Origin of the sequence: Brasilonema octagenarum UFV-OR1 (assembly GCF_963888615.1) — a bacterium.
In the GTDB taxonomy this organism is placed as follows: Bacteria; Cyanobacteriota; Cyanobacteriia; order Cyanobacteriales; family Nostocaceae; genus Brasilonema; species Brasilonema sennae.
Genome location: NZ_CAWPKW010000076.1, coordinates 68,240 through 87,658, shown reverse-complemented (window position 1 = coordinate 87,658; position 19,419 = coordinate 68,240). Strand labels below are relative to the sequence as shown.

Below are 19,419 nucleotides of genomic sequence, written 5' to 3'. Positions count from 1 at the left end.
TATCTGATCCGCAAGACATGTTGCGTCTTGCGGATCAGATACCCCATGAGTGAAAAACAGGAGGGCTGGTTTGACCAACCCTCCTATGTCATATGAAATGAATTTTAATAACGGGGTTTTTTACGGGTTAGTCTTTGCTTTTTGCGTCGCCGTTCGGCAGCAACAACTGCTCCGTCCACTTGGTATCCAATTAAGGGTATAACCTGATATTTGCGTTCTTCTTCTAAGTTTTTCAACTCGGTGTACTTCACCCAGTGGATGCAGTCTACAGGACAGGTGTCAATTGCCTCTTGAATGACCTCATGTGAATCGCCATCTTGACGTATAACACGCGATCGCCCATAATCTGGTTCAATATAAAACGTATTACGGGCGACATGGGCACAGTGTTTGCAGCCAATACAGGTAATTTCGTCAACGTAAACACCTTTTTGGCGCAACACACCCCCTAATTCAGGTTCAAAACCAGAACGTTCTGGGGCGTCTCGTAAAAAACCCCCCAATTCTGGTTCAAAACCTGAACGGTGATCTTCGCTTTGTTCCGGCGACGGCAAAAAATCAGACATTACGCACTCCAGCGCTGTACAAGTAAGCGAATGGAACCATCTTCATTTTTTTGTTGTTCAGCAACTTGAAATCCAACACGAGCAGTTTCTTTGACGACTGTATGATACGCGTATCGCTGTGTAACTTGCCGTAAGAAACCTTCTACTGATAAATTTTGTTGCCAATATTGTAAGTCAGCAACCAGTTCGTATTCTTTGCCATTCCATTTAAAGCCGATATCGTAACCATTTTCCTGCTCAATGGTAACTTCGGCATTATGAGTTTGACCGCGATAACCACGTACCTCACGTGGACCGTGCTTCCAATCTACACCTAAATCGCTCAGTGCATCCTTCAAGGAATCAACGTTACGGATTTGGGTCTTAATCTGGCTAAAGTGTGACATGGCGGTTGTGAATGAATGAACTAAACAATGAATGAAAACTTACCAATCGCTAAATGTGGTTTGCGTATTTACCACATTCGATTGCTGCACAATGGTCGCAAAATATTCTGAGCTTGGCTCGTGAGTTAGTACCTGTCCTAGCTGTGCCTCTATAGCTGCTGTAACTTCAGCGCAGGAAGCACCTATGATACCAGTGACTTTTTCTTGTACCCGACCGTCTGGAAAAATTACGAACTCTAATGTCTCCATGCTCTTTGCCAACCAAAATACTAGGCTTGGACAGTACTGCTATAGCAACTGACTACAAATGCAGCCCTCTGAAACAGCATTTTTCCTTAGCTACAAATTTGCCATTTGTTAACTAATGTTCCATCTCTCAAAATATATATCTCAGAAACTTAACAAAACTTATTACTCTTATTAGTTGTTACACCTGTTATTTGTAAGTTTCCCTTAACCATATCAATTTAGTCAAGCTAAAAATTCAACTTTTCATTTCAGTGGGGAAACGGCTAAAAACCAGCATTATTCAGAGAAAGAGGTGTAAAAACAGTGAGATTTGTTGAATACTTTTCTCATTATTCTCCGAATCATCCAATTCTCAGCTACAAAACTAGCCAAACCAGGACTCCCAACTGTTAAACGGTAGGATAAGCTGTTATCTAATTCTAAAAAGTTCATCATGAATGCAGAGCAAGTGACAGGTTCTACTCATCTCCCGAAAGCGATGCGCGTAGGAGTACTGGGGTTTGGCGGACTGGGACAAGCAGCTGCCAAAGTACTCGCCCCAAAACGTGAAATGCTTTTAGTAGCAGCGGCAGATAAACAAGGCTACGCCTACGCCGCTGATGGTTTAAATGCTCAAGAATGCATTGCAACTTATCAATCTCAAGGTTCGGTAGGTTATCTAGAACCCATTGGAACTTTAACAAATCAAAGTGTTGAGGATTTAATAGAAAAATCTTATCCTGTAGACGGGTATTTTCTGGCGTTACCCAATCTCCCCAATGATTTCATTGCCTCTGTCGCTCGCCAGTTTATCAAATCTGGATGGCGCGGGGTACTGGTGGATGCGATTAAACGCACCAGCGCTGTGGAACAACTGCTGGGAATGAAAGAAGAACTGCAAGCAGCAGGAATTACCTACATGACAGGATGTGGCGCAACACCAGGACTGTTAACAGCCGCAGCAGCTTTAGCCGCCCAAAGCTACGCCGAAATTCATCGAGTGGAAATTACTTTTTGGGTAGGAATCGCGAACTGGGAGGCTTACCGCGCTACCATCCGCGAAGATATTGCCCATATGCCGGGTTATAGTGTGGAAACTGCTAGGGCAATGACGGATGAGGAAGTAGAAGCACTTCTAGATCAAACCAATGGTGTGCTGACTTTAGAAAACATGGAACACGCTGATGATGTGATGTTAGAGTTAGCAGGAATTGTGGGGCGCGATCGCGTAACCGTTGGTGGCATAGTTGATACCCGCAATCCCAAAAAGCCCATTAGCACAAACGTTAAAATCACTGGTCGCACTTTTGAGGGTAAAATTTCCACCCACACCTTCACATTAGGGGATGAAACCAGTATGGCAGCCAACGTCTGTGGACCAGCGTTTGGTTATCTGAAAGCTGGCGTTGGATTACATCAGCGAGGTATCTATGGATTATTCACCGCTGCTGAAATTATGCCTCAGTTTGTGAGGTAGTGATTCGCTAAGTAGGTCAACTTTAAACAACGTAAGATAGAGCTATTAAGGCAGAAAGCAGGTGTGGTGAAGGATTTATTCATTTTGATTATTTTACGTTTAATTAGATTGACTTACTTATCAGCTTAAGTCTTTAATTGTTTATATTTTTTAGGCTGGGTTGAAAAATAAAACCCAGCTTATTTTTTTGACTTTGGACATTAAACAAATCTTTTGTCGTCATATCATAACTCCCAAACATCTCCATATCAAGAGCTTACCAACAAGAGGTTTAGACGGCTTCTAAACCCTTTAGCGTGGCGCTAATAGCACATCACCCACACCGTTTAGCGTGGCGCTATTTGAACGAATCTTTCATACCTGCCCACTCATTGTTTAAGCCAGACGTGGAGTAGTGATGTTTTTGATAGTGACCTAGAACGGATAAAAATTTGTTCCGGAAAATCACACTTGAAACGGGAATTCATTAAAATCCCAGAGCAGACTGGAGTATCGAAAAAAATCGGAAACACTTTAGTAAAACAACAAGAAAAGTTATTTGAGTTGTGGCATCGGGTTAGAGATGGAACTTTGAAGTGCTGTGAGTTTCAACTTCTAGTTCAAGAAATTCGCAATTCAATCAAGTCCTCCTTGTAAGAGGCTGCTCTAACGTCTTAAAGATGTTCAAGTCGTATATAGTTACAAACATTCCATGAAATTGAAAAGACGGAAAATACTCTATTTGCTGACTAGTATGTTTACATTAGTCGGTTTCAAAAATAGTATCCAGCGAGCTCAGGCACAGTCTAGCTCAGTGGTCGGTGTTAATAAAAATTTACTTGCCGCTTTGGATTTAGAACCAGACAATACAACCTATTCCGAAGTCATCGATTACAGTTTGAATGGTAGAGATCAACTACAGAAAAGTTCTGCTCAAAAAGTTGTACTCGACAACTTGGGAACAAACTCTAAAAACAATCCAGAACAAATTTATCAAGCATTTATTCAGGCTACGGCAGGTGGTGTTGAAGACAAACCAGTGCTTATGTATCAAGGTATTAATACCTCACCATACTCTGAACAAATTAAGGATTACCCCACTCGTTTAATGCAGAGACCTAATGGTAAAAATCTAGTTAGCGGAACTCAATTTAATGCTACATTTAGTCCTTATCCAGCAATAGGAAAAGTTCCTAACATTAATGAGCAAGGTCTAACTTTTCTTCATGAAGATATTAAAGAAGCCTGTGTTTGCATTGGTAATTTCGATAATCAACGAAAGTTCCAGACTAAATGGTTGGGGAGAAATGCACTTGCGTGCGATGAATTTTGGAGTAGTACTAAAATAATTGCGTTGCTTAATCTTGTTTCTCGCATCAACAGAAAAAATCCGGAAGTAGATTTTGACTCTTATAGTGTTAGAGGTATAGACACATCCGGGAATCAAAATAGTTTTCGCTTCCAAGATTTAGCTAGGGATATGGTCAGCTATGAACATAAAATCGCGACCTCAAATTCCTTGGGTGCAATGTTCAAGAGATTTTCTCTCCCACTGGATTTAGAGAAGTGGCTTAAACTCATCACAGGTAATCAGGACTTGATATTTCGCGGTACATACGGGAAAAAACCTTTTATCGAAGAACCAGAGTTAGTTGAGACCACTACAAACAAGGTGATTTTGAATGCCGATCAACAGCTTCCTAGATGGCAGTGTAACGTGGTATCTGCCTATGATTTAACAAGGATAGTATCCATGTTGGGTTGGCATAATTACATCCCAAGGCAATCGCGCATACCACATGCAAATTGGGAAAGTCTTACAACTGTCATTACCGCGATGGGAGCAGATTCAGCTCGTTTAACTGATTTAGCCATTCAAGTATTGGGTTTACAAAATGACCTTGAATCTGTTGCGATTATCTCAAAACTCGGCAATGGGAATACTTCTACTAGGGAGAGAACTGAAGCTGTCTACCTTGCACTCGTACATTTTGTAGATAGTCGTCCAAAAGCATTAGGAAAGCCAGCCAAACTGTTCACATTTACTATGGCTTTACGAGGAGGAAAGGCGCTTCAACCAAGAGACCCCAACCGAGAAGTGGTAGAACTTGATGCCAGGATGGCAACGGAAGTTACCGAGATTGTGCGGAGAGTATTGGCATTGGAATTAGATCTTGTGTAGTCCATAAAATTTTGAGAGTTTTCACAAGGGTTATAGCCTATGAAAAGTGCTCGAAAAACCCGACAGGTTAAGTTTTTCGAGCAAAATCGAGCAAATAATTATTAACAATTAATATTATTAAATGTCTTTTTCAGATTAAGATAATTGTTTATAGATTGACCTTGCCTACTAAGGGTATAATTGATATCCTTCCAATACACCGCAAAAGCCTCCCGAATTGCTTCTTCTTGGACATTAGGCGAATTTAGAAATTTTAATTTGCTATCAATACCTTTCTTTTGAGTCCATCTACCTCGCCAGTAATTCTTGTCAGCACCATATCCATAATAAATACTCGCTCTGTAGTAGCCAAGACGAATCAGGAGGATTTCTCCAAATTGGTACTTACCGATGAATGAAAGTGGATTTTCAAATTGTACTGCTTTGGATCTCCTTATAATAGACCTGTTTCACGAACTCCAAGTACTTCCAACATATCTTGGAAAGTTCCCTTGCTCTTATCAGATTGCTTTTTTTGAGAAATAACAACTCCCATCTCAGGTGTAAGCGACTTAAAGTTTTCTCCCATCAATAAGGAGTTTTTGTGATAACTTAGACTCAATAAATTGCCATCACTAGAAAGTAGTTGACAGATTATAAGCATTGTATAGTAGATGATTTTTGCAGCGCGATTTGGATTCCCAGGTTTCACCTGGGAACGAGTCTAAGGCGGAATAAACACTATTAGTAAGTCTGTTGTAGATTCTCAATTGTCAGATATTCTTCTTCATCAGCTATTTGACTCTTGTAATCAATGTTAATTTGAGTTGGGTAGCCGAGTGTAGAATTATACTTGACATCCAAGCTATCTGCTTTCTTGGCGATCGCATCCCTGATGACATCAAAAAGCCTGGGAACTGTATCATATTTTTGGAAGAATTCTGGATTAACTGGACCAGTGGCAACAGAAGTCACAGAAGTTGTTCTGCCGTTACGCACTTCAATGATGACTGGTCCTCTTGCTTCGGCTGTGCAGAAGCAACTCCGGCTAAATGTATACCGATAGTTGGAAATATTTTGCCGATTCCACAAACGCTGATTAGTTTTTAATTGCTGTGAATCATTTTGACTTCTGGCTGATGATTGTGCTACGACTATAGGGGATTTCGATATTACTGGTGTGTGCAAACTTAGAGACATCACTAATCCTGCACCAATAACAATCGGCAAGCGTATAGGCATTGATTTCATATTCAAGATTCTAAGCATTTAGCAAACTCCTGGGAATTTTTTCGCTCTCGCCTAATTTTGCGAAATACTTACCACATTACGGTATAACTAGTTTCTTTGTCAAGTTGCCTTCACAGATCTTAGGTAAGTGAGTTAAATAGCCTTTCCTTAAGCTTTTAAAGTATAAAACTTACTCAGTATAAATGATTGGTACGAGATGCTTTGAAATCTGGAAAAACCTGATCTCCTAATGTAGTTAGTATATAGGACTCGTATTTGATTTTTGACGAAGCTAGGTACACTTTCTGTTCCCTGTTCTCTGTTCCCTGTTCCCTGTTCTCTGTTCTCTGTTCCCTACTTCTACTTTGTCAATTCACCCTATGGCTAACGCCACGCCTTACGGCTATCGGGTGTGCGCAGAGCGCACGCCTTACGGCGAACGCCAGATGCCTACGGAGGGAAACCCTCCTGCAGCACTGGTCTCACCAAAAAAAACCGGATTCCTATATATGAATTTTACAAAAACCTATTTTTATGACGTTTTTCTAAAAATTTATAAAAAAAATACATTTGTTTACACACCTACTTTTACAAATAAATAACATGAATAAAAGTGTTTATTAACAAACATGTTTTTGACTCTTATTTAAGCGTCTACCAGTCATCAGCAGTTCAATTATCGATTCCTAAAAAAACAAAGAACGTGGAGTATTATGAACAGACGCAAAATTGTTAGCCTCCTTTCTAACAAATTGGGTATTCCAGGAGATGTAATTCTGATAACTTTGAGCGTTATCATAGTGTTAATAGCTACACTGTATCCATTTAATTTTCATTTTCCAAAAAGTTTTTCGCTACCAGCCCTTGTTGCCAGTTTTGATAACACCAGTTTTTTTAAAGACCAGGTAAACAATATTTTACTATTTGCGCCTTTCGGTTTCAGTTTGGCTAGTCTGTTACAGAGAATGAAGATGAAGCCAATAAATCAATTTATAATAGTGATACTTCTGAGTGCTGGCTTATCATCAACAGTTGAAGCACTGCAAGTGTTTCTCCCTTCTAGAACACCGACTCCTGCTGATATTTGTAACAATACTATAGGTGGATTAGTGGGTCTAATCTGCTTTTGTCTGTGGAATTCGGAAAGCTTTCTCTACACCTTAATACGTTTAGAAAATAGTAGAAAGAAGAATTCTCTTAAAAAACTTACTGTATTCTTTATTGGATACATACTTGTATCATTTCTTTTTTCTGTTCTCTGGCAGAATACAACTAATCTGAGTAATTGGTCTTTGAACTATCCACTCTTGATTGGCAATGAGAGAACAGGTAATAGACCTTGGCAGGGACAGGTTTCAGATGTTTATATTGCTGATAAAGCAATTTCTAAGCATGAAATATCACAACTTTTTAGTCAGAAGAATTATAGTGAAATTTTTGGTAAGTCTTTGCTAGCTTCCTATCCATTGAGTGGAACAGGAACTTATCAGGATCGTACGGGTCAACTCCCCGAACTATTATCCCAAGGTCAGTCACCAGATATCAAAGATGAAAAAGGTGTTGTTTTAAGTTCCAACCATTGGCTGAAAACAACAGAACCTGTAAGTTTATTGAGTAAAAGCATACGTGAAACTTCTCAATTTACAATAATTACTACCGTTGCTACTGCTGATACCGCTCAGGTTGGACCTGCACGCATCATCTCACTTTCAGGAGATTCTCTTCATCGCAATTTTACACTAGGACAGCAGGGAACCGACTTAGACTTGCGAATACGAACACCAATGACTGGAGCAAACGGGGCTGATACAAAATTAACTATTCCGAATGTTTTTGCAGATACTAATTCCCATCATATAGTCATCACTTATTCTGGAGCGACTGTTCAAGTTTATATAGATAAATCAAATTCTTATTCTTTGAATCTCTTGGAATGGTTTCCGAAAGAGCAGAAATTATTTTACTATGCACTAACTTTTATCCCTCTAGGGCTTTGCTTAGCGCTCTTAACGACTTTAGCGAAAAGAAAGTTAGCTTTTAATAGGTTATTGCTTCCAAGTGGGATATTATTACCCTCTGTGATACTGGAAAGTATTTTGGTAACTGACGGCGGTAAAAGTCTCAGCCTAAAAGGTCTGTTGCTTGGTATATTATTAACAGCCGGGACAACACTGATATTAAGATGGCGAGCTTCGATGGTGCTTAAAACAGTGAACAGTTAACAGTTAACAGTGAACAGGGAACAGGGAACAGTTAAGTGTTAACAAAAGCAAAAACACCTGGCTATACAGACAAAGCCTGCCTCCGCAGGCTAGATGTATTAGTCCGCGCAGGCGGTGAGACAGCGCTGCAGGAGGGTTTCCCGACCTAGGCGACTGCGTAAGCGCAAAGCGTACGCCAAGGGCGAACGCGTAGCGTCTCCGCAGGAGATACCCGAAGGGACTTGGTTTGTATAGCCGAGCCACTGCGTTGGACGGGTTTCCCGGCTTGTAGACGCCGGAGGCGGCTTCCCGCAGGGTAGCACCTGGCGTCCAGACTTCCAGTCTGAGGGGAATTTACATATTTGGGATGCTCCCTCCGTATTTTCTGTTGTAACTGGTAACTGGTAACTGATAACTGATAACTGGTAACTGGTAACTGATAACTCTGTCCTGTTATACAAACTAATGTAGTGGGAGACGACTGTTGTGTCACCTCACCCTGATATAAGTCAAGATTCAATTGTTGAATTACTTACCGCTCAAGGCTTAAAGATTGTTCCTCCAAATCTTATTGAAGAACATCCAACAGCAAAATTACCCTTAGTTCGTTTAACAGGTTCTCCAGAAGAGATCGGAGCAGAACATGGTACTAAGCTTAGTCACCGCATTGAAAAAGCTTTTGAACTTTACAGAGCAAAACTTTTTGCCCAATGGACTGATGCTTCGCTCAAGGCGACTTCGTTAGCATTTTTTGAGCGGATTCAAGAATTTTCACAGGAGTATGCTGTTGAACTAGAGGCGATAGCATATCACGCAGGGCGACAACTTTGGGAAGTCGTCATGCTCATGTCCCGAACCGAAATACTTCGCTCTAGTGCACCTAATGAATGTACCTCTATCTACTTCAAACAGAGTCGTATTCTCGGGCAAAATTGGGATTGGGTAAAAGAGTTTGAAAACTTAGCTGTCATTTTTGATGTAACACGACAGGATGGTTTCCGCTTTGTTGCTTTAGGAGAGCCAGGTTTTGTCAAAATCGGCTTCAATACTGCGGGTATTGGAGTTTGTCTCAACATTCTTAAATGTCGAGCAAGTACAGGAGGAATTCCTGTACATATACTTTTGCGAAAAGTTTTAGATTCTACCTCACTCAATCAAGCGTATCATGCAATCATTGCTGCTGAGCGAGCAACGATGAGTAACATTCTGATCGCTGATGATTTAGGTAGGTATGTGAATCTTGAACTTGCTGGGAACGAATTATTTACTCTCAATGAAAACGAAGTTGAAGTGAATAATGTTGTTGTTCACACGAATGGATTTCTTACTTCAGAAACAGAAAAGATTGACTTACCCGAAGAAACCGAAAGTTCAGCGGCGCGAATTGTTCGAGCAAAGTTTCTTACGTCCACTCAATCGGGACGACATGAAGCTGATATGTTAAAAATTCTTCTTGATCAAGAAGGAAACTTACCAATATGTCGCCAGTCAGAGAGAAATATCTTTGATGGACTCACCTATGGAACTGTATCAACGGTTGTTATGAATTTGAGGGAAAGAAAACTGATTTTCTCACAAGGTAATCCTCGTAATGGAATGTTTTCTTGTGTCTCTATTTAGGAACATCCAATTTTGCCAAAACACCCAAGGGCAATTCTAATGAGCTTTGAGAATACCTTGAGCTTTACAAGCGAAGCAAAATAATGATTTGATATAATCTCCGGTAAAATACTTGTGATATGTCATTGCGAGTGGAACGAAGTGGAGCGTAAGCGCAAAGCGCAGGCTAAGAGCGAACGCGCAGCGTGTCCCCTTGAGACTCAGCAATCACAGGGGTTGAGATTGCCACGCTACGCTACCGCTCCGCTCGCAATGACAAGTGATCATCCGGACTTGATATGACAGGTTATCCTGAATAACGATTTGTTCTGCTGCTTTTCAGACTTTTCGCACGCCAGCCAAAATCAACGCGATCGCCTCTTGAGAATGTTGTCCTAACATTGCTTTACTCAAAAGCCTCTTGCCTTGAGGATAATGCTGAATATTTCCAATGCCAATAAAGTAGAATAAGCAAGTTCCCATAATGTTAATGGCTGATTGGAAAGGATCGAGTTTACGAAACGCACCTGTGGTGACTCCTCGTTCTAAAATTTCGACTAATACTTTGTCAATATTAAGAGAACTACTGCGTTTGTAATATTGCCCTTGGTTTTGCACTGCTTCGTGAAACATAATCATCGGTAACTTTGGATTGCGCGATACACAATCAAGCAATGCTGTGAGAAATGTCTCCAAGGCAGCTTCAGGAGAAAGATGATCTAAATCTAATTGAAGACTTGTTTGCACAAGATCTGAGTGCGATCGCTCCAACACCGCCTGATACAAGCCTTCCTTGTCCTTAAAATAGTAATAAATCATTGACTTTGCCACACCCGTTTTAGCGGCAATTGCTTCTGTCCTAGCGGCGGTGAAACCATGCTGAGCAAATTCCTCTTGGGCTGCTGCCAAAATCACAGCTTGAGTTGCCTCGGCATCTCGGACTTGTTTAGTATTCAAAGACTTTGCAGCTTTTGTTTGACGTGCCACGGTTTTTAGTTCGTCATTAGTTCGTCAACAGAGTTGTCAGTTAGTATAGCCTGTATTGCTTTTGCCGAGTTCATTATAAGCTTTTATCGACCAAAAAGTCAGTTGACAAGAGAGCCAAAAATCTGTTCTGATAGAAATTAGTCAACTGACAAGTCGGTCGATTAGACAAGAAAAATGCAAACACCAAAGAAAATCATCATTATCGGCGGCGGAATTGGCGGTGCTGCGACTGCACTTGCTCTACATAGAGTTGGTTTTGAACCAGTTATCTATGAGCGAACAAAGGAGTTACGGGAGGTAGGGGCTGGTATTGCACTTTGGGCAAATGCGACACACATCCTGAAAAATTTAGGCTTGTTGGAGGAGGCGCTGCGCCTTGGCTATCTGACAACAAACTATCAATTCAATTCCCAAAGCGGCAAGGAGTTGGTTAATATACCCATTGATACCTTTGAGTTGCCTGTTATTGGCATCCATAGGGCTGAATTACATCAGCTATTTTGGCGTAATGTACCGCATGAAAAATTTGTTTTAGGACAAACTTTCCTTGGATTTGAGCAAGAAAGAGAGAAAGTTCACGCTTACTTCAGTTCTGGCTTAACAGTCGAAGGGGATGCTTTGATTGGGGCTGATGGTTTGCGATCGCGCGTACGAACCGCCCTCCTCGGTGAGCAACCACCCATCTATCGCAACTTTAAGACTTGGCGTGGTTTAACAGATTACGTTCCTAGAGGATATCGTCCCGGCTACATTCAGGAATTCTTGGGGCGTGGCAAAGGCTTCGGTTTCATGATGCTGGGCAAGGGACGGATGTATTGGTATGGAGCAGCAACTGCACCCTTAGCACAGCCGGATGCCCCAATTGGTCGTAAAAAAGAGCTTGAAACCATGTTTCAAGATTGGTTTGCGTCGGTTCCTGAGTTAATTACAACGACGGATGAAGCCAATATTCTGACAACAAATTTGTATGATCGTGCCCCGACTCAATCTTGGAGCAAGCAGAATATTACACTGTTAGGTGATGCTGCACATCCAATGCTACCAACTATGGGACAGGGAGCATGTACAGCATTAGAAGATGCTTTTGTAGTCGCTAAGTGTCTGAAAGAGCAAGCAAATCCGACAGCTGCTTTCCAACAGTATGAGTCCTTGCGGTTTCCTCGCACGAAGTTAATCGTTGAACAATCCTTGCGGTCAGGGAAAATGGGTGAATTAGATCATCCTTTTGGTGTGGCATTACGAAACACATTTATGAAGTTCATGGGTTCAACTATCAGCAACAACTTCAAGTCGCTTCATGCTTACAGAGCTTAATTATAAACAGATGACATTTCAAAAAGCACTCATCAACCACTTGATGTTAAAAGTTATTTACTTAAAAATCTTGGTAAATAGTAGATAATACATTTATCTGTCAGTGGATGCAGGTCATGTTCTGTTGCCTCAATCCAACTTGCGACAACCCGCCGAATCCTGATGGCACAATGTTTTGCTCTAACTGCGGTACAGGGCTAGTAGTGCTAAGAAACCGCTATCGCCCAATTAAATCATTAGGTGGTGGGGGATTTGGTAAAACTTATTTGGCAGAAGATACTGATAAACTCAATGAGCATTGTGTTATCAAGCAATTTGCACCGCAAGTCCAGGAAACAGGCGCACTAAACAAAGCCACAGAACTATTTGAGCAACAAGCAAAGCGACTGCAACAGTTAGGAAAACATCTCAAAATTCCCGCACTGTTGGCGTATTTTGAGCAAGATAATCGCCTGTATTTAGTGCAGGAGTTTATCGACGGGCAGAATTTATTAGTTGAATTACAACAGCAGGGAATTTTCAACGAGCAAAAAGTCAGAGAATTATTGCTTGATTTGTTAGATATTCTCAAAACAGTTCATCAATACAAAGTCATTCACCGCGATATCAAGCCAGAGAATATCATTCGTCGCAAGTTACAACTCAAATCTATGGCTATGTTCGTTATAGCTTATTTCCAACTAATCCCATATCTGTAATTGCTAGCAAAGATAGCGATGTTTTCTTAAAAAGAACCCTCACAGGGCATTCTGGTGAGGTTTATTCCGTCGCGATTAGTCCAGATAGTAATACCCTTGCCAGTGGGAGTAAAGACAAAACCATCAAACTGTGGAATCTCGCAACAGCAGAGCAAATCCGCACCCTCACCAGGCATTCCGATGAAGTTAATTCCATCGCCATCAGCCCAGATGGCAAAACCCTTGCCAGTGGTAGTGCTGACAGTACCATCAAACTGTGGAATCTGGCAACGGGAGAGCAAATCCGTACTTTCACAGGGCATTCTGGCTCGGTTGATTCCGTCGTCTTTAGCCCAGATGGCAAAACCCTTGTTAGTGGTAGTTTTGACAAGACCATCAAAATTTGGCGGCTACGGTAGTCAGTGCTGAGTTAGGAGTTTTGAATATTTAGCTAGATTAGGATTTCTATAGCAATTGACAATGTTTTAATCTCGTGTTTCTTCAAAAGGATTAAAAACCACAATCTCTATCCCATCAAAATCTTTTTCATTACGAGTCACTAAAGTATAGTTATAATATTTTGTTGTAGCAGCAATAAGGGAATCTAAAGGAGGTAACTTTCGCCCCTTTTTCTCTAACTCTCCTACCAACTCACCCCATAACAATATTACGGATAAGTCTAAGGGTAAAATTCTCTCCTCGAACTGCACAAGTAATTCATTCTCAAACCAATCTTGAATATTCTTTTTTCGCAATGATTCAGGTAGTTTTTCAATTCCCTTTCTAATTTCACCAATGGTGATTACACTCAAAAAAGTTCGTTTTGCATCTACACCTTTAAGCCACCCGATTACCTTTTGGTTTGGCTGGACAGATATTAATTCAGAAATAATATTTGTATCTAAAATATAGTTCATAATTCTACTTGGCGGTTGTCAATATCTCTTTGACGTTCTAAATCTATATCCACACCAACTAGAGGAGAGTTTTGAAAGAATTCAACTAAATTTTTTGATTCGATTGTGAGGTATTGATTTTCTATTTCTCTAGTCAAATAATAGATTAATTGTATCTTTTCTTCTCGGCTTAAATTATCAATCTCTTTTAATAACATTTTCACGGATAAATTGCTCATTTTAATATTCCTGTTAAAAAAAACCAGATTATTAATTTACCGCTAATTATAGCATTGCCAATTGGGATATATAATGAATAGTAAGGTAATAGTGTTTTAGAAATTAATTTCAGCGATATTAAAGTATGAGTAGAGAATTAGCGTCAGTCAAGATTATCTAGAGCTATAGCAAGCGATAAGTCAGAGGCTTGACGCAGAGTGTATCGCACAGCTAATCAATAAAAGTTACCAAGAACACAGGACTATTGATCCTGATTATTCTTTTCTTGCTGGACTCTTTTGGCGATCACTTCCTCCATTAGCACCGCTAGGGAATTAATCAACCATATCCAGCAATCAGTAAATTTGCAACTGCCACAAAAACAATTACTAGAATTAATAGAAACAATCTTAGTTTATAAATTTCCTAAAATGAGTAGAGAGGAGATAGAAGCAATGTTTGGCTTAAGCGATTTAAAGCAAACGCGGGTTTACCAAGAAGGACGTTTAGAAGCAAAATTAGAAGCTGTACCTAAGCTTTTAGCATTGGGCTTAACTGTGGAACAAGTAGCACAGGCTTTAGATTTAGATGTTGCACAAGTCCAGCCAGCAGAACAGCGAACGCAATCAAAGGAATAGTAATACCAGTTCTCTGTAAACTTGCACTTAATACTTACTCTTTAATTCTTGGCGTTCTTGGCGTCTTGGCGGTTCGTTTAATAAATATTAAGTGCATCTTCATGGAGAATTGGTATAAGGTAATTTTCAAATTATTTTCTATAAACATCTTTCCGATGCTTGCACTGTAAAAGTTGCACGAGTTGACTTTCATCATCAATCTCATAACGAACTCTATAATCACCAACCCGGATACGATACTCGTTATCAGAGCCTTTTAATTTGACAACTCCATCGGGACGCGCTTCCTCTGCAAGATTTTGGATTTTCTCAACAACACGCTCTATAACATCATTTGGCAAGTCGTCAATCTGCTTTTGTACCGACTTTGAAATAATGATAGTGTAGCTCATGATGCTTGATTTGAGCGGTTAGCAAGATATTCATCCATAGTCGTGTACTCACCAACTGCATACTCAGCGCGAACGGCTTGAATTTCTGCCTGTGTTTGTGCATCATCTTCGTACAGCGCTTCTTCAGTTTCAAAAATTTGTTGCTCAATTATCTCTTGAAGTTGACGTTTTTCTTCTAAATTCAGAGAAGATATCACTTCTGCTAAAGCTTCCAAGGAGAGTTGTAGTTTAACAATGGCTGGCATTTTTCTCCAATTGGTTTTGTTGTTTTTCGTATTCTTAGACTATGAGGTTCGCCTCATACTCTGTGTTGGGTACAATACAAGTCGATAGTAGGGGCACAGCATACTATGCCCCTACCTCATGCTATGCACTACAGATTCTTCAAATAATCCAAAAGCGCCTCATTCACCAAATTAGTCATCGCCTTGCCTTGACGCTGAGAGATTTCCTTCAATCTGTCGTAAACCTCATCCTGCAGGGTAACGCGATGACGGTTTTTGCTTGTCGCAGTTGTTGTGTTAGCGATCGCCACTTCCTGACGATCGCTCTCTTCTGTAATTGGTGCAGTCGTAGAATCTGCCATTGCCTCAACTAAACCATCACCATCGTCTGTGATTTCTGGTGATGCAACAGTTTGAGATTCGTAGTTAGCAGCAAACTCGCGGATAGCATCAAAACCCATGCGATCGCAAAAATCACCGAATGTTTCTTCTGTCTGGCGCTGCTGTTTGAAGTAAACAAAAATCGGTTCTAGCTGGGTTTCTATATCATTATCGTGCAGCCGTTCCATGTAAGGTAACGCCAGCCGTGTTTGATTTGGCGAACCTCCCAGCCAAACTTGGTAAGATTCAGGTGCGCTACCCACAAAGCCAAGTTCCGCCATGTAAGGACGAGCACAACCGTTGGGACAACCTGTCATCCTTACCACAAAATGCTCGTTTGGTAAACCTGTTTTATCCAAAAGCGCACGAATCCGTTCTAAAATTCCTGGAATTGCCCGTTCTGATTCAGTGATAGCCAAACCGCAAGTGGGCAAAGCTGGACAAGCCATAGCATACCGTACAAGGGAGTCGATTTTTTCTGGTTCAAAAATCACTCCGTGACTGCTAAGAATCTTTTGAATCGCTTGCTTGTTCTTTGGTTCGATATCGTAGAGGACGAGGTTTTGGTGGGGTGTTAGGCGGATGGGCAAGTTATACTTTTCAACAATTTCCCGCAAAGCGGTTTTGAGTTGGAAGTCGCCTTCATCCTTAATTCGACCGTTGTCGATGGAAATACCTAAGAACAGCTTACCGTCGCCTTGTTCATTCCAACCGAGGAAGTCATGATATTTAAACTCTGGCAGTTTTTTAAAGGGTGCGAGTGATTTGCCAAAGTATTCTTCGACTTGGGAACGGAACTTATCAACGCCCCAATCGTGGATGAGATATTTTAACCTGGCATGACGGCGGTCAGTGCGATCGCCATAATCTCTTTGAGTCGCAACAATCGCTTTGACGAGATCGTAAACGTCATTCTTATCTACATAACAAATTGGATCTGCTACTCTGGCAAAGGTTTCTTCTTTATTATGTGTTCGTCCTAAACCACCGCCAGCAAAAACGTCAAATCCCTCTAACTCTTCCTTGTCATTGGTTATGACTACCAAAGTCAGGTCTTGACTATACAAATCAATCGAATTATCTCCTGGAACCGTCACACAAGCTTTGAACTTGCGCGGCATATAGTAAGTTCCGTAAAGAGGTTCTTCTTTGTCGTGAAAGATTGTGCCAGTGCCATTTTTCTCTCGCGCCGCCTTCACCTCTGGGTTTTCCTCAGCGCTAATTGCCATTTCCCCATCTAGCCAAATTTCGTAGTAAGCGCCTGTTTGGGGTGTTAGCAAGCTGGCAATATTGTCAGCATATTCCCAAGCATATTGATACTCAGGCTTATTTTTGAAAGGTGCTGGAGGTGCCATAACGTTGCGGTTCACGTCGCCGCAAGCGCCCAGCGTTGAACCCATGTTTTTGATAATAGCTGCAAATGCTGCCTTAAGATTTTTCTTTAAAATCCCATGCATCTGAAACCCTTGACGAGTGGTTACTCGTAAGGTGTTGCTACCATATTCATCTGCCAGCTTGTCTAAAGTCAGAAACAGCTGTGGCGGGACAAACCCACCCGGATTTCTCGTCCGCAGCATGAATTGGTAGTCTTTTTCCTGTCCCTTGACCCGATTATCACGGTTATCTTGTTGGTAGGAACCATGAAACTTTAGTATTTGTATAGCATCTTCACTAAAGTGAGTTGTATCTTGAAGTATTTCGGTTGCTACAGGTTCACGCAAAGAATTGCTGCGTTCCTTGATTGCTTCTACTTTGGAGGGCTTACGGCTTGTGGTCGGAGGAGCAGATTTAACCATTAGAGTGGATCGGAGTTTTTTCAAAAAATGATCACAATGTGCCGTAAAGTACTTGAGAAGCACCCTTTCGGCTGATTTTTTTCCGATAATCCGGTCGGAATTAAGAGAAATACGATGATCTTAACACGCCGAAAAGCCGGGTTTTTCAGTGATGTCACACTTAAATAAACCCAGCAATATTACTTATACTATTGTTATGAGTTATAACTTACCATTTGGCACTTGAAAAGAGGCAAATGATTCGTTTATAATTCCTCAACCTAACGGGATATAGTTCCTGTGAGGATTCGCTTATCGCTGTGGTTCAACCCGACAATTGAACTACAGCTTTATCTAAAACGATAACCAACACCACCACTGACGTTGAAAGCAGAAGCAGGGCTATTTTTGTAAGCATCAACTCCTAAGTTAGCGTTGCCATAAAGCATAAAGCTATTACCGACTTCTGATTCTATACCAGCAGTCAGGGCTACACCATCTTTGTTGCCCAACGGACTTGGTTTACCATCTTTCTCCACAAAAGAGTAACCAGCACCTAAATAAATATTGGTACCTTTAGCAATCCCTAAATCTGCGGAAATTTGTGGGATGATTGCAGTTGTTTCATTACCCCAAAGAAGTTGACCACGTGCAGATAAAGGTGTGTCTCCTAATTTATAACGAGCTGTGACATTTCCACCAACAGCTGCGGCATCACCCTTTTGCCCACCATTGCTGAGACCAGCAGAACCACCAACACCAACATAGCTAGCGTCAGTACCGTTTTCTGTTGGTCGAGGCAAAGCAGAAGCTTGACCCGCCGAGAGAAAAATTGGAGCAACCACAACAGACGACAATGCAGAAATTGTCACTAAAGACTTAAGCAACCGTTTCATAATCTTTACCGATATTTTGTAGGTATTGATTTTAAATACATGTCGAAAAACTAACTACAAAGTTCCAGAAATTTTAGAAAAAATTTCCTTCTCTGTTGTTATTAATGCAGAAGATATCAAGTAATTTTTCTATATATAAATAAGACTTTTATTATTACACGGTGTTATTTTTTGATCCGGAATTTTATTTGGCAAAGTAGACACTTAGTTGACTGGCACATAATTTTCGTAGCACAGATATGGCTTTGGGGCAATTTCGCGACATTCAGTCAGTTTTCATTAAGGATTGCAGTACAGACATTGTGCTGGATCTGCCTCTTCTAATTCATCTGGAAATAGCTTATGTTCAGAAAATCCACATTTTTGACATTTATATACTGCTGCAATCGTGAGTTGTGTGGGTGCGTGACAATACGCGCAAGGTAATCCTTTTATTCTTTGAACTAGTTCAAAACCGGGACAAGAACAGTTGGGACAGGCGTGATTGAGTTTTCTGACTAAGTCATGAGTCGATGCAGCAATATTTTTCATCCTTGTGGGATTATATAAAGCCCGCATATCCGTTTCCAGATAAACTTTGCCATCTTTGGAACTGTTTAAAGCAAGTTGAACTGCTTCTACAAGTTCCTCTGTAGTCTTGATACCTTTGATCATTTCATCTTGACTTGTGGGTGAGGAACTCAAGCTTACGACTAGGGCATGTTCCGGAAAGCCAACTGCATCTGCAAAATCTTGCGCTTGTTCTAAACTGTCCACAATCCGATGACTGAAGTTTGTTTGAGTAGAAATTTCTTGACCAATAATTTCTAGTCCGTTTGTTTTGTCTAATAGAACGACAACTTCCCGATTACAAGGCAGAAATGGGCTAGCAGGGTGTGGACCAAATGTACCTTCACTAGCTATTGCTAAAGTTTCACCCATAGCTAATGCTGTTTCTGCTTTTAGCCTTGCTGCTTCGATTTGCGTTCCTATCCGTTTGATTTCTCTTGTAAATGTACCGAAAGAGTCAGTATTAAATTTTTGGGGGACTACAACTTTGATGCCTAACTCTTGTTCAAGGATAGGAGCAATAACCTTTTCCTTATAGTGCATCGTTACCAGTACTGCTACTCGGTTGCTAAATAGAGGATGGTGATTCATCATTCTTTACAATCACTTAGATAAGATAAACCGGAGAGCACTCTTGTTTTTAT

The 19,419-nt window shown here is 40.8% G+C and carries 18 protein-coding genes and 2 pseudogenes; 8 read left to right on the top strand and 12 right to left on the bottom strand.

From position 1 onward, the window contains the following. Positions 1–104 precede the first annotated feature (104 nt). From AC5590_RS05990 to AC5590_RS05980, 3 genes are read right to left on the bottom strand one after another with little or no spacing between them, the layout of a single operon-like run. Entirely contained in the window at positions 105–566 is a 462-nt protein-coding gene (locus tag AC5590_RS05990; protein WP_169263354.1) for a ferredoxin, read from the bottom strand. Beyond that, entirely contained in the window at positions 566–952 is a 387-nt protein-coding gene (locus AC5590_RS05985; RefSeq protein WP_048867388.1) for a DUF1257 domain-containing protein, read from the bottom strand. The genes AC5590_RS05990 and AC5590_RS05985 overlap by 1 nt, the downstream gene beginning before the upstream one ends. A gap of 39 nt (positions 953–991) precedes the next feature. Then, positions 992–1,201: a DUF2997 domain-containing protein gene (locus tag AC5590_RS05980; protein WP_169263353.1), complete on the bottom strand. Its 210-nt coding sequence runs from the start codon at positions 1,199–1,201 to the stop codon at positions 992–994. A gap of 433 nt (positions 1,202–1,634) precedes the next feature. On the opposite strand from AC5590_RS05980, the gene bioU reads away from it, so the two are divergent. Next, positions 1,635–2,657, top strand: coding sequence for a (S)-8-amino-7-oxononanoate synthase BioU (gene bioU / locus AC5590_RS05975; RefSeq protein WP_169263352.1), 1,023 nt, complete (start codon positions 1,635–1,637; stop codon positions 2,655–2,657). Between the two features lie 733 nt (positions 2,658–3,390). Beyond that, the gene (locus tag AC5590_RS05970; protein WP_211178273.1) at positions 3,391–4,818 is read left to right on the top strand and encodes a hypothetical protein; all 1,428 of its coding nucleotides are present in this window, start codon (positions 3,391–3,393) and stop codon (positions 4,816–4,818) included. 723 nt (positions 4,819–5,541) lie between these two features. Here the strand turns inward: AC5590_RS05970 and AC5590_RS05965 are convergent. Beyond that, entirely contained in the window at positions 5,542–6,033 is a 492-nt protein-coding gene (locus AC5590_RS05965) for a DUF6174 domain-containing protein (protein ID WP_169263374.1), read from the bottom strand. Between the two features lie 374 nt (positions 6,034–6,407). On the opposite strand from AC5590_RS05965, the gene AC5590_RS05960 reads away from it, so the two are divergent. The 3 genes from AC5590_RS05960 (at position 6,408) to AC5590_RS05950 (ending at position 9,848) form a co-directional block, all read left to right on the top strand. Further along, complete coding sequence (locus AC5590_RS05960; protein WP_169263350.1) at positions 6,408–6,629, top strand: hypothetical protein; 222 nt, start codon at positions 6,408–6,410, stop codon at positions 6,627–6,629. 111 nt (positions 6,630–6,740) lie between these two features. Further along, a complete protein-coding gene (locus AC5590_RS05955) occupies positions 6,741–8,249 on the top strand; it encodes a VanZ family protein (protein WP_169263349.1) in 1,509 nt (502 codons plus the stop codon). Positions 8,250–8,714: 465 nt separating this feature from the next. After that, positions 8,715–9,848 carry a C45 family autoproteolytic acyltransferase/hydrolase gene (locus AC5590_RS05950; protein WP_169263348.1) on the top strand — a complete coding sequence of 378 codons (1,134 nt, stop codon included), beginning with the start codon at positions 8,715–8,717 and terminating at the stop codon, positions 9,846–9,848. Positions 9,849–10,166: 318 nt separating this feature from the next. Here AC5590_RS05950 and AC5590_RS05945 read toward each other — a convergent pair whose 3' ends face one another. Next, positions 10,167–10,814 carry a TetR family transcriptional regulator gene (locus AC5590_RS05945; protein ID WP_169263347.1) on the bottom strand — a complete coding sequence of 216 codons (648 nt, stop codon included), beginning with the start codon at positions 10,812–10,814 and terminating at the stop codon, positions 10,167–10,169. A gap of 174 nt (positions 10,815–10,988) precedes the next feature. On the opposite strand from AC5590_RS05945, the gene AC5590_RS05940 reads away from it, so the two are divergent. Together AC5590_RS05940 and AC5590_RS05935 are read left to right on the top strand one after the other, a co-directional pair. Next, positions 10,989–12,128, top strand: a complete 1,140-nt coding sequence (locus AC5590_RS05940) for an FAD-dependent oxidoreductase (protein ID WP_169263346.1) — start codon at positions 10,989–10,991, stop codon at positions 12,126–12,128. A 116-nt stretch (positions 12,129–12,244) separates the two neighbouring features. Further along, positions 12,245–13,218: pseudogene (locus AC5590_RS05935) on the top strand (protein kinase domain-containing protein); the annotation flags it as partial. Positions 13,219–13,290: 72 nt separating this feature from the next. Here the strand turns inward: AC5590_RS05935 and AC5590_RS05930 are convergent. Both AC5590_RS05930 and AC5590_RS05925 read right to left on the bottom strand, forming a co-directional pair. Continuing rightward, the gene (locus AC5590_RS05930) at positions 13,291–13,722 is read right to left on the bottom strand and encodes a type II toxin-antitoxin system VapC family toxin (protein ID WP_169263345.1); all 432 of its coding nucleotides are present in this window, start codon (positions 13,720–13,722) and stop codon (positions 13,291–13,293) included. Then, positions 13,719–13,940 (bottom strand): hypothetical protein, encoded by a 222-nt coding sequence (locus AC5590_RS05925; protein ID WP_169263344.1) that lies wholly within the window; start codon positions 13,938–13,940, stop codon positions 13,719–13,721. Before AC5590_RS05925 ends, AC5590_RS05930 begins: the two co-directional genes overlap by 4 nt. A 291-nt stretch (positions 13,941–14,231) precedes the next feature. On the opposite strand from AC5590_RS05925, the pseudogene AC5590_RS05920 reads away from it, so the two are divergent. Next, positions 14,232–14,558 (top strand): annotated as a pseudogene (locus AC5590_RS05920) (DUF2887 domain-containing protein); the annotation flags it as partial. A 131-nt stretch (positions 14,559–14,689) separates the two neighbouring features. On the opposite strand, the gene AC5590_RS05915 reads toward AC5590_RS05920, so the two are convergent. From AC5590_RS05915 to AC5590_RS05895, 5 genes are all read right to left on the bottom strand, one after another. Beyond that, positions 14,690–14,950: a type II toxin-antitoxin system RelE family toxin gene (locus tag AC5590_RS05915; RefSeq protein ID WP_169263343.1), complete on the bottom strand. Its 261-nt coding sequence runs from the start codon at positions 14,948–14,950 to the stop codon at positions 14,690–14,692. Then, on the bottom strand, positions 14,947–15,195 hold the full coding sequence (locus tag AC5590_RS05910; protein ID WP_169263342.1) for a hypothetical protein: 249 nt from the start codon (positions 15,193–15,195) through the stop codon (positions 14,947–14,949). Before AC5590_RS05910 ends, AC5590_RS05915 begins: the two co-directional genes overlap by 4 nt. A gap of 128 nt (positions 15,196–15,323) precedes the next feature. Beyond that, complete coding sequence (gene sir / locus AC5590_RS05905; RefSeq protein ID WP_169263341.1) at positions 15,324–17,351, bottom strand: sulfite reductase, ferredoxin dependent; 2,028 nt, start codon at positions 17,349–17,351, stop codon at positions 15,324–15,326. 329 nt (positions 17,352–17,680) lie between these two features. Continuing rightward, positions 17,681–18,226 carry an outer membrane beta-barrel protein gene (locus tag AC5590_RS05900; protein WP_169263340.1) on the bottom strand — a complete coding sequence of 182 codons (546 nt, stop codon included), beginning with the start codon at positions 18,224–18,226 and terminating at the stop codon, positions 17,681–17,683. A 279-nt stretch (positions 18,227–18,505) separates the two neighbouring features. Further along, positions 18,506–19,366 (bottom strand): DUF6671 family protein, encoded by an 861-nt coding sequence (locus tag AC5590_RS05895; RefSeq protein WP_169263371.1) that lies wholly within the window; start codon positions 19,364–19,366, stop codon positions 18,506–18,508. Positions 19,367–19,419: the final 53 nt, after the last annotated feature.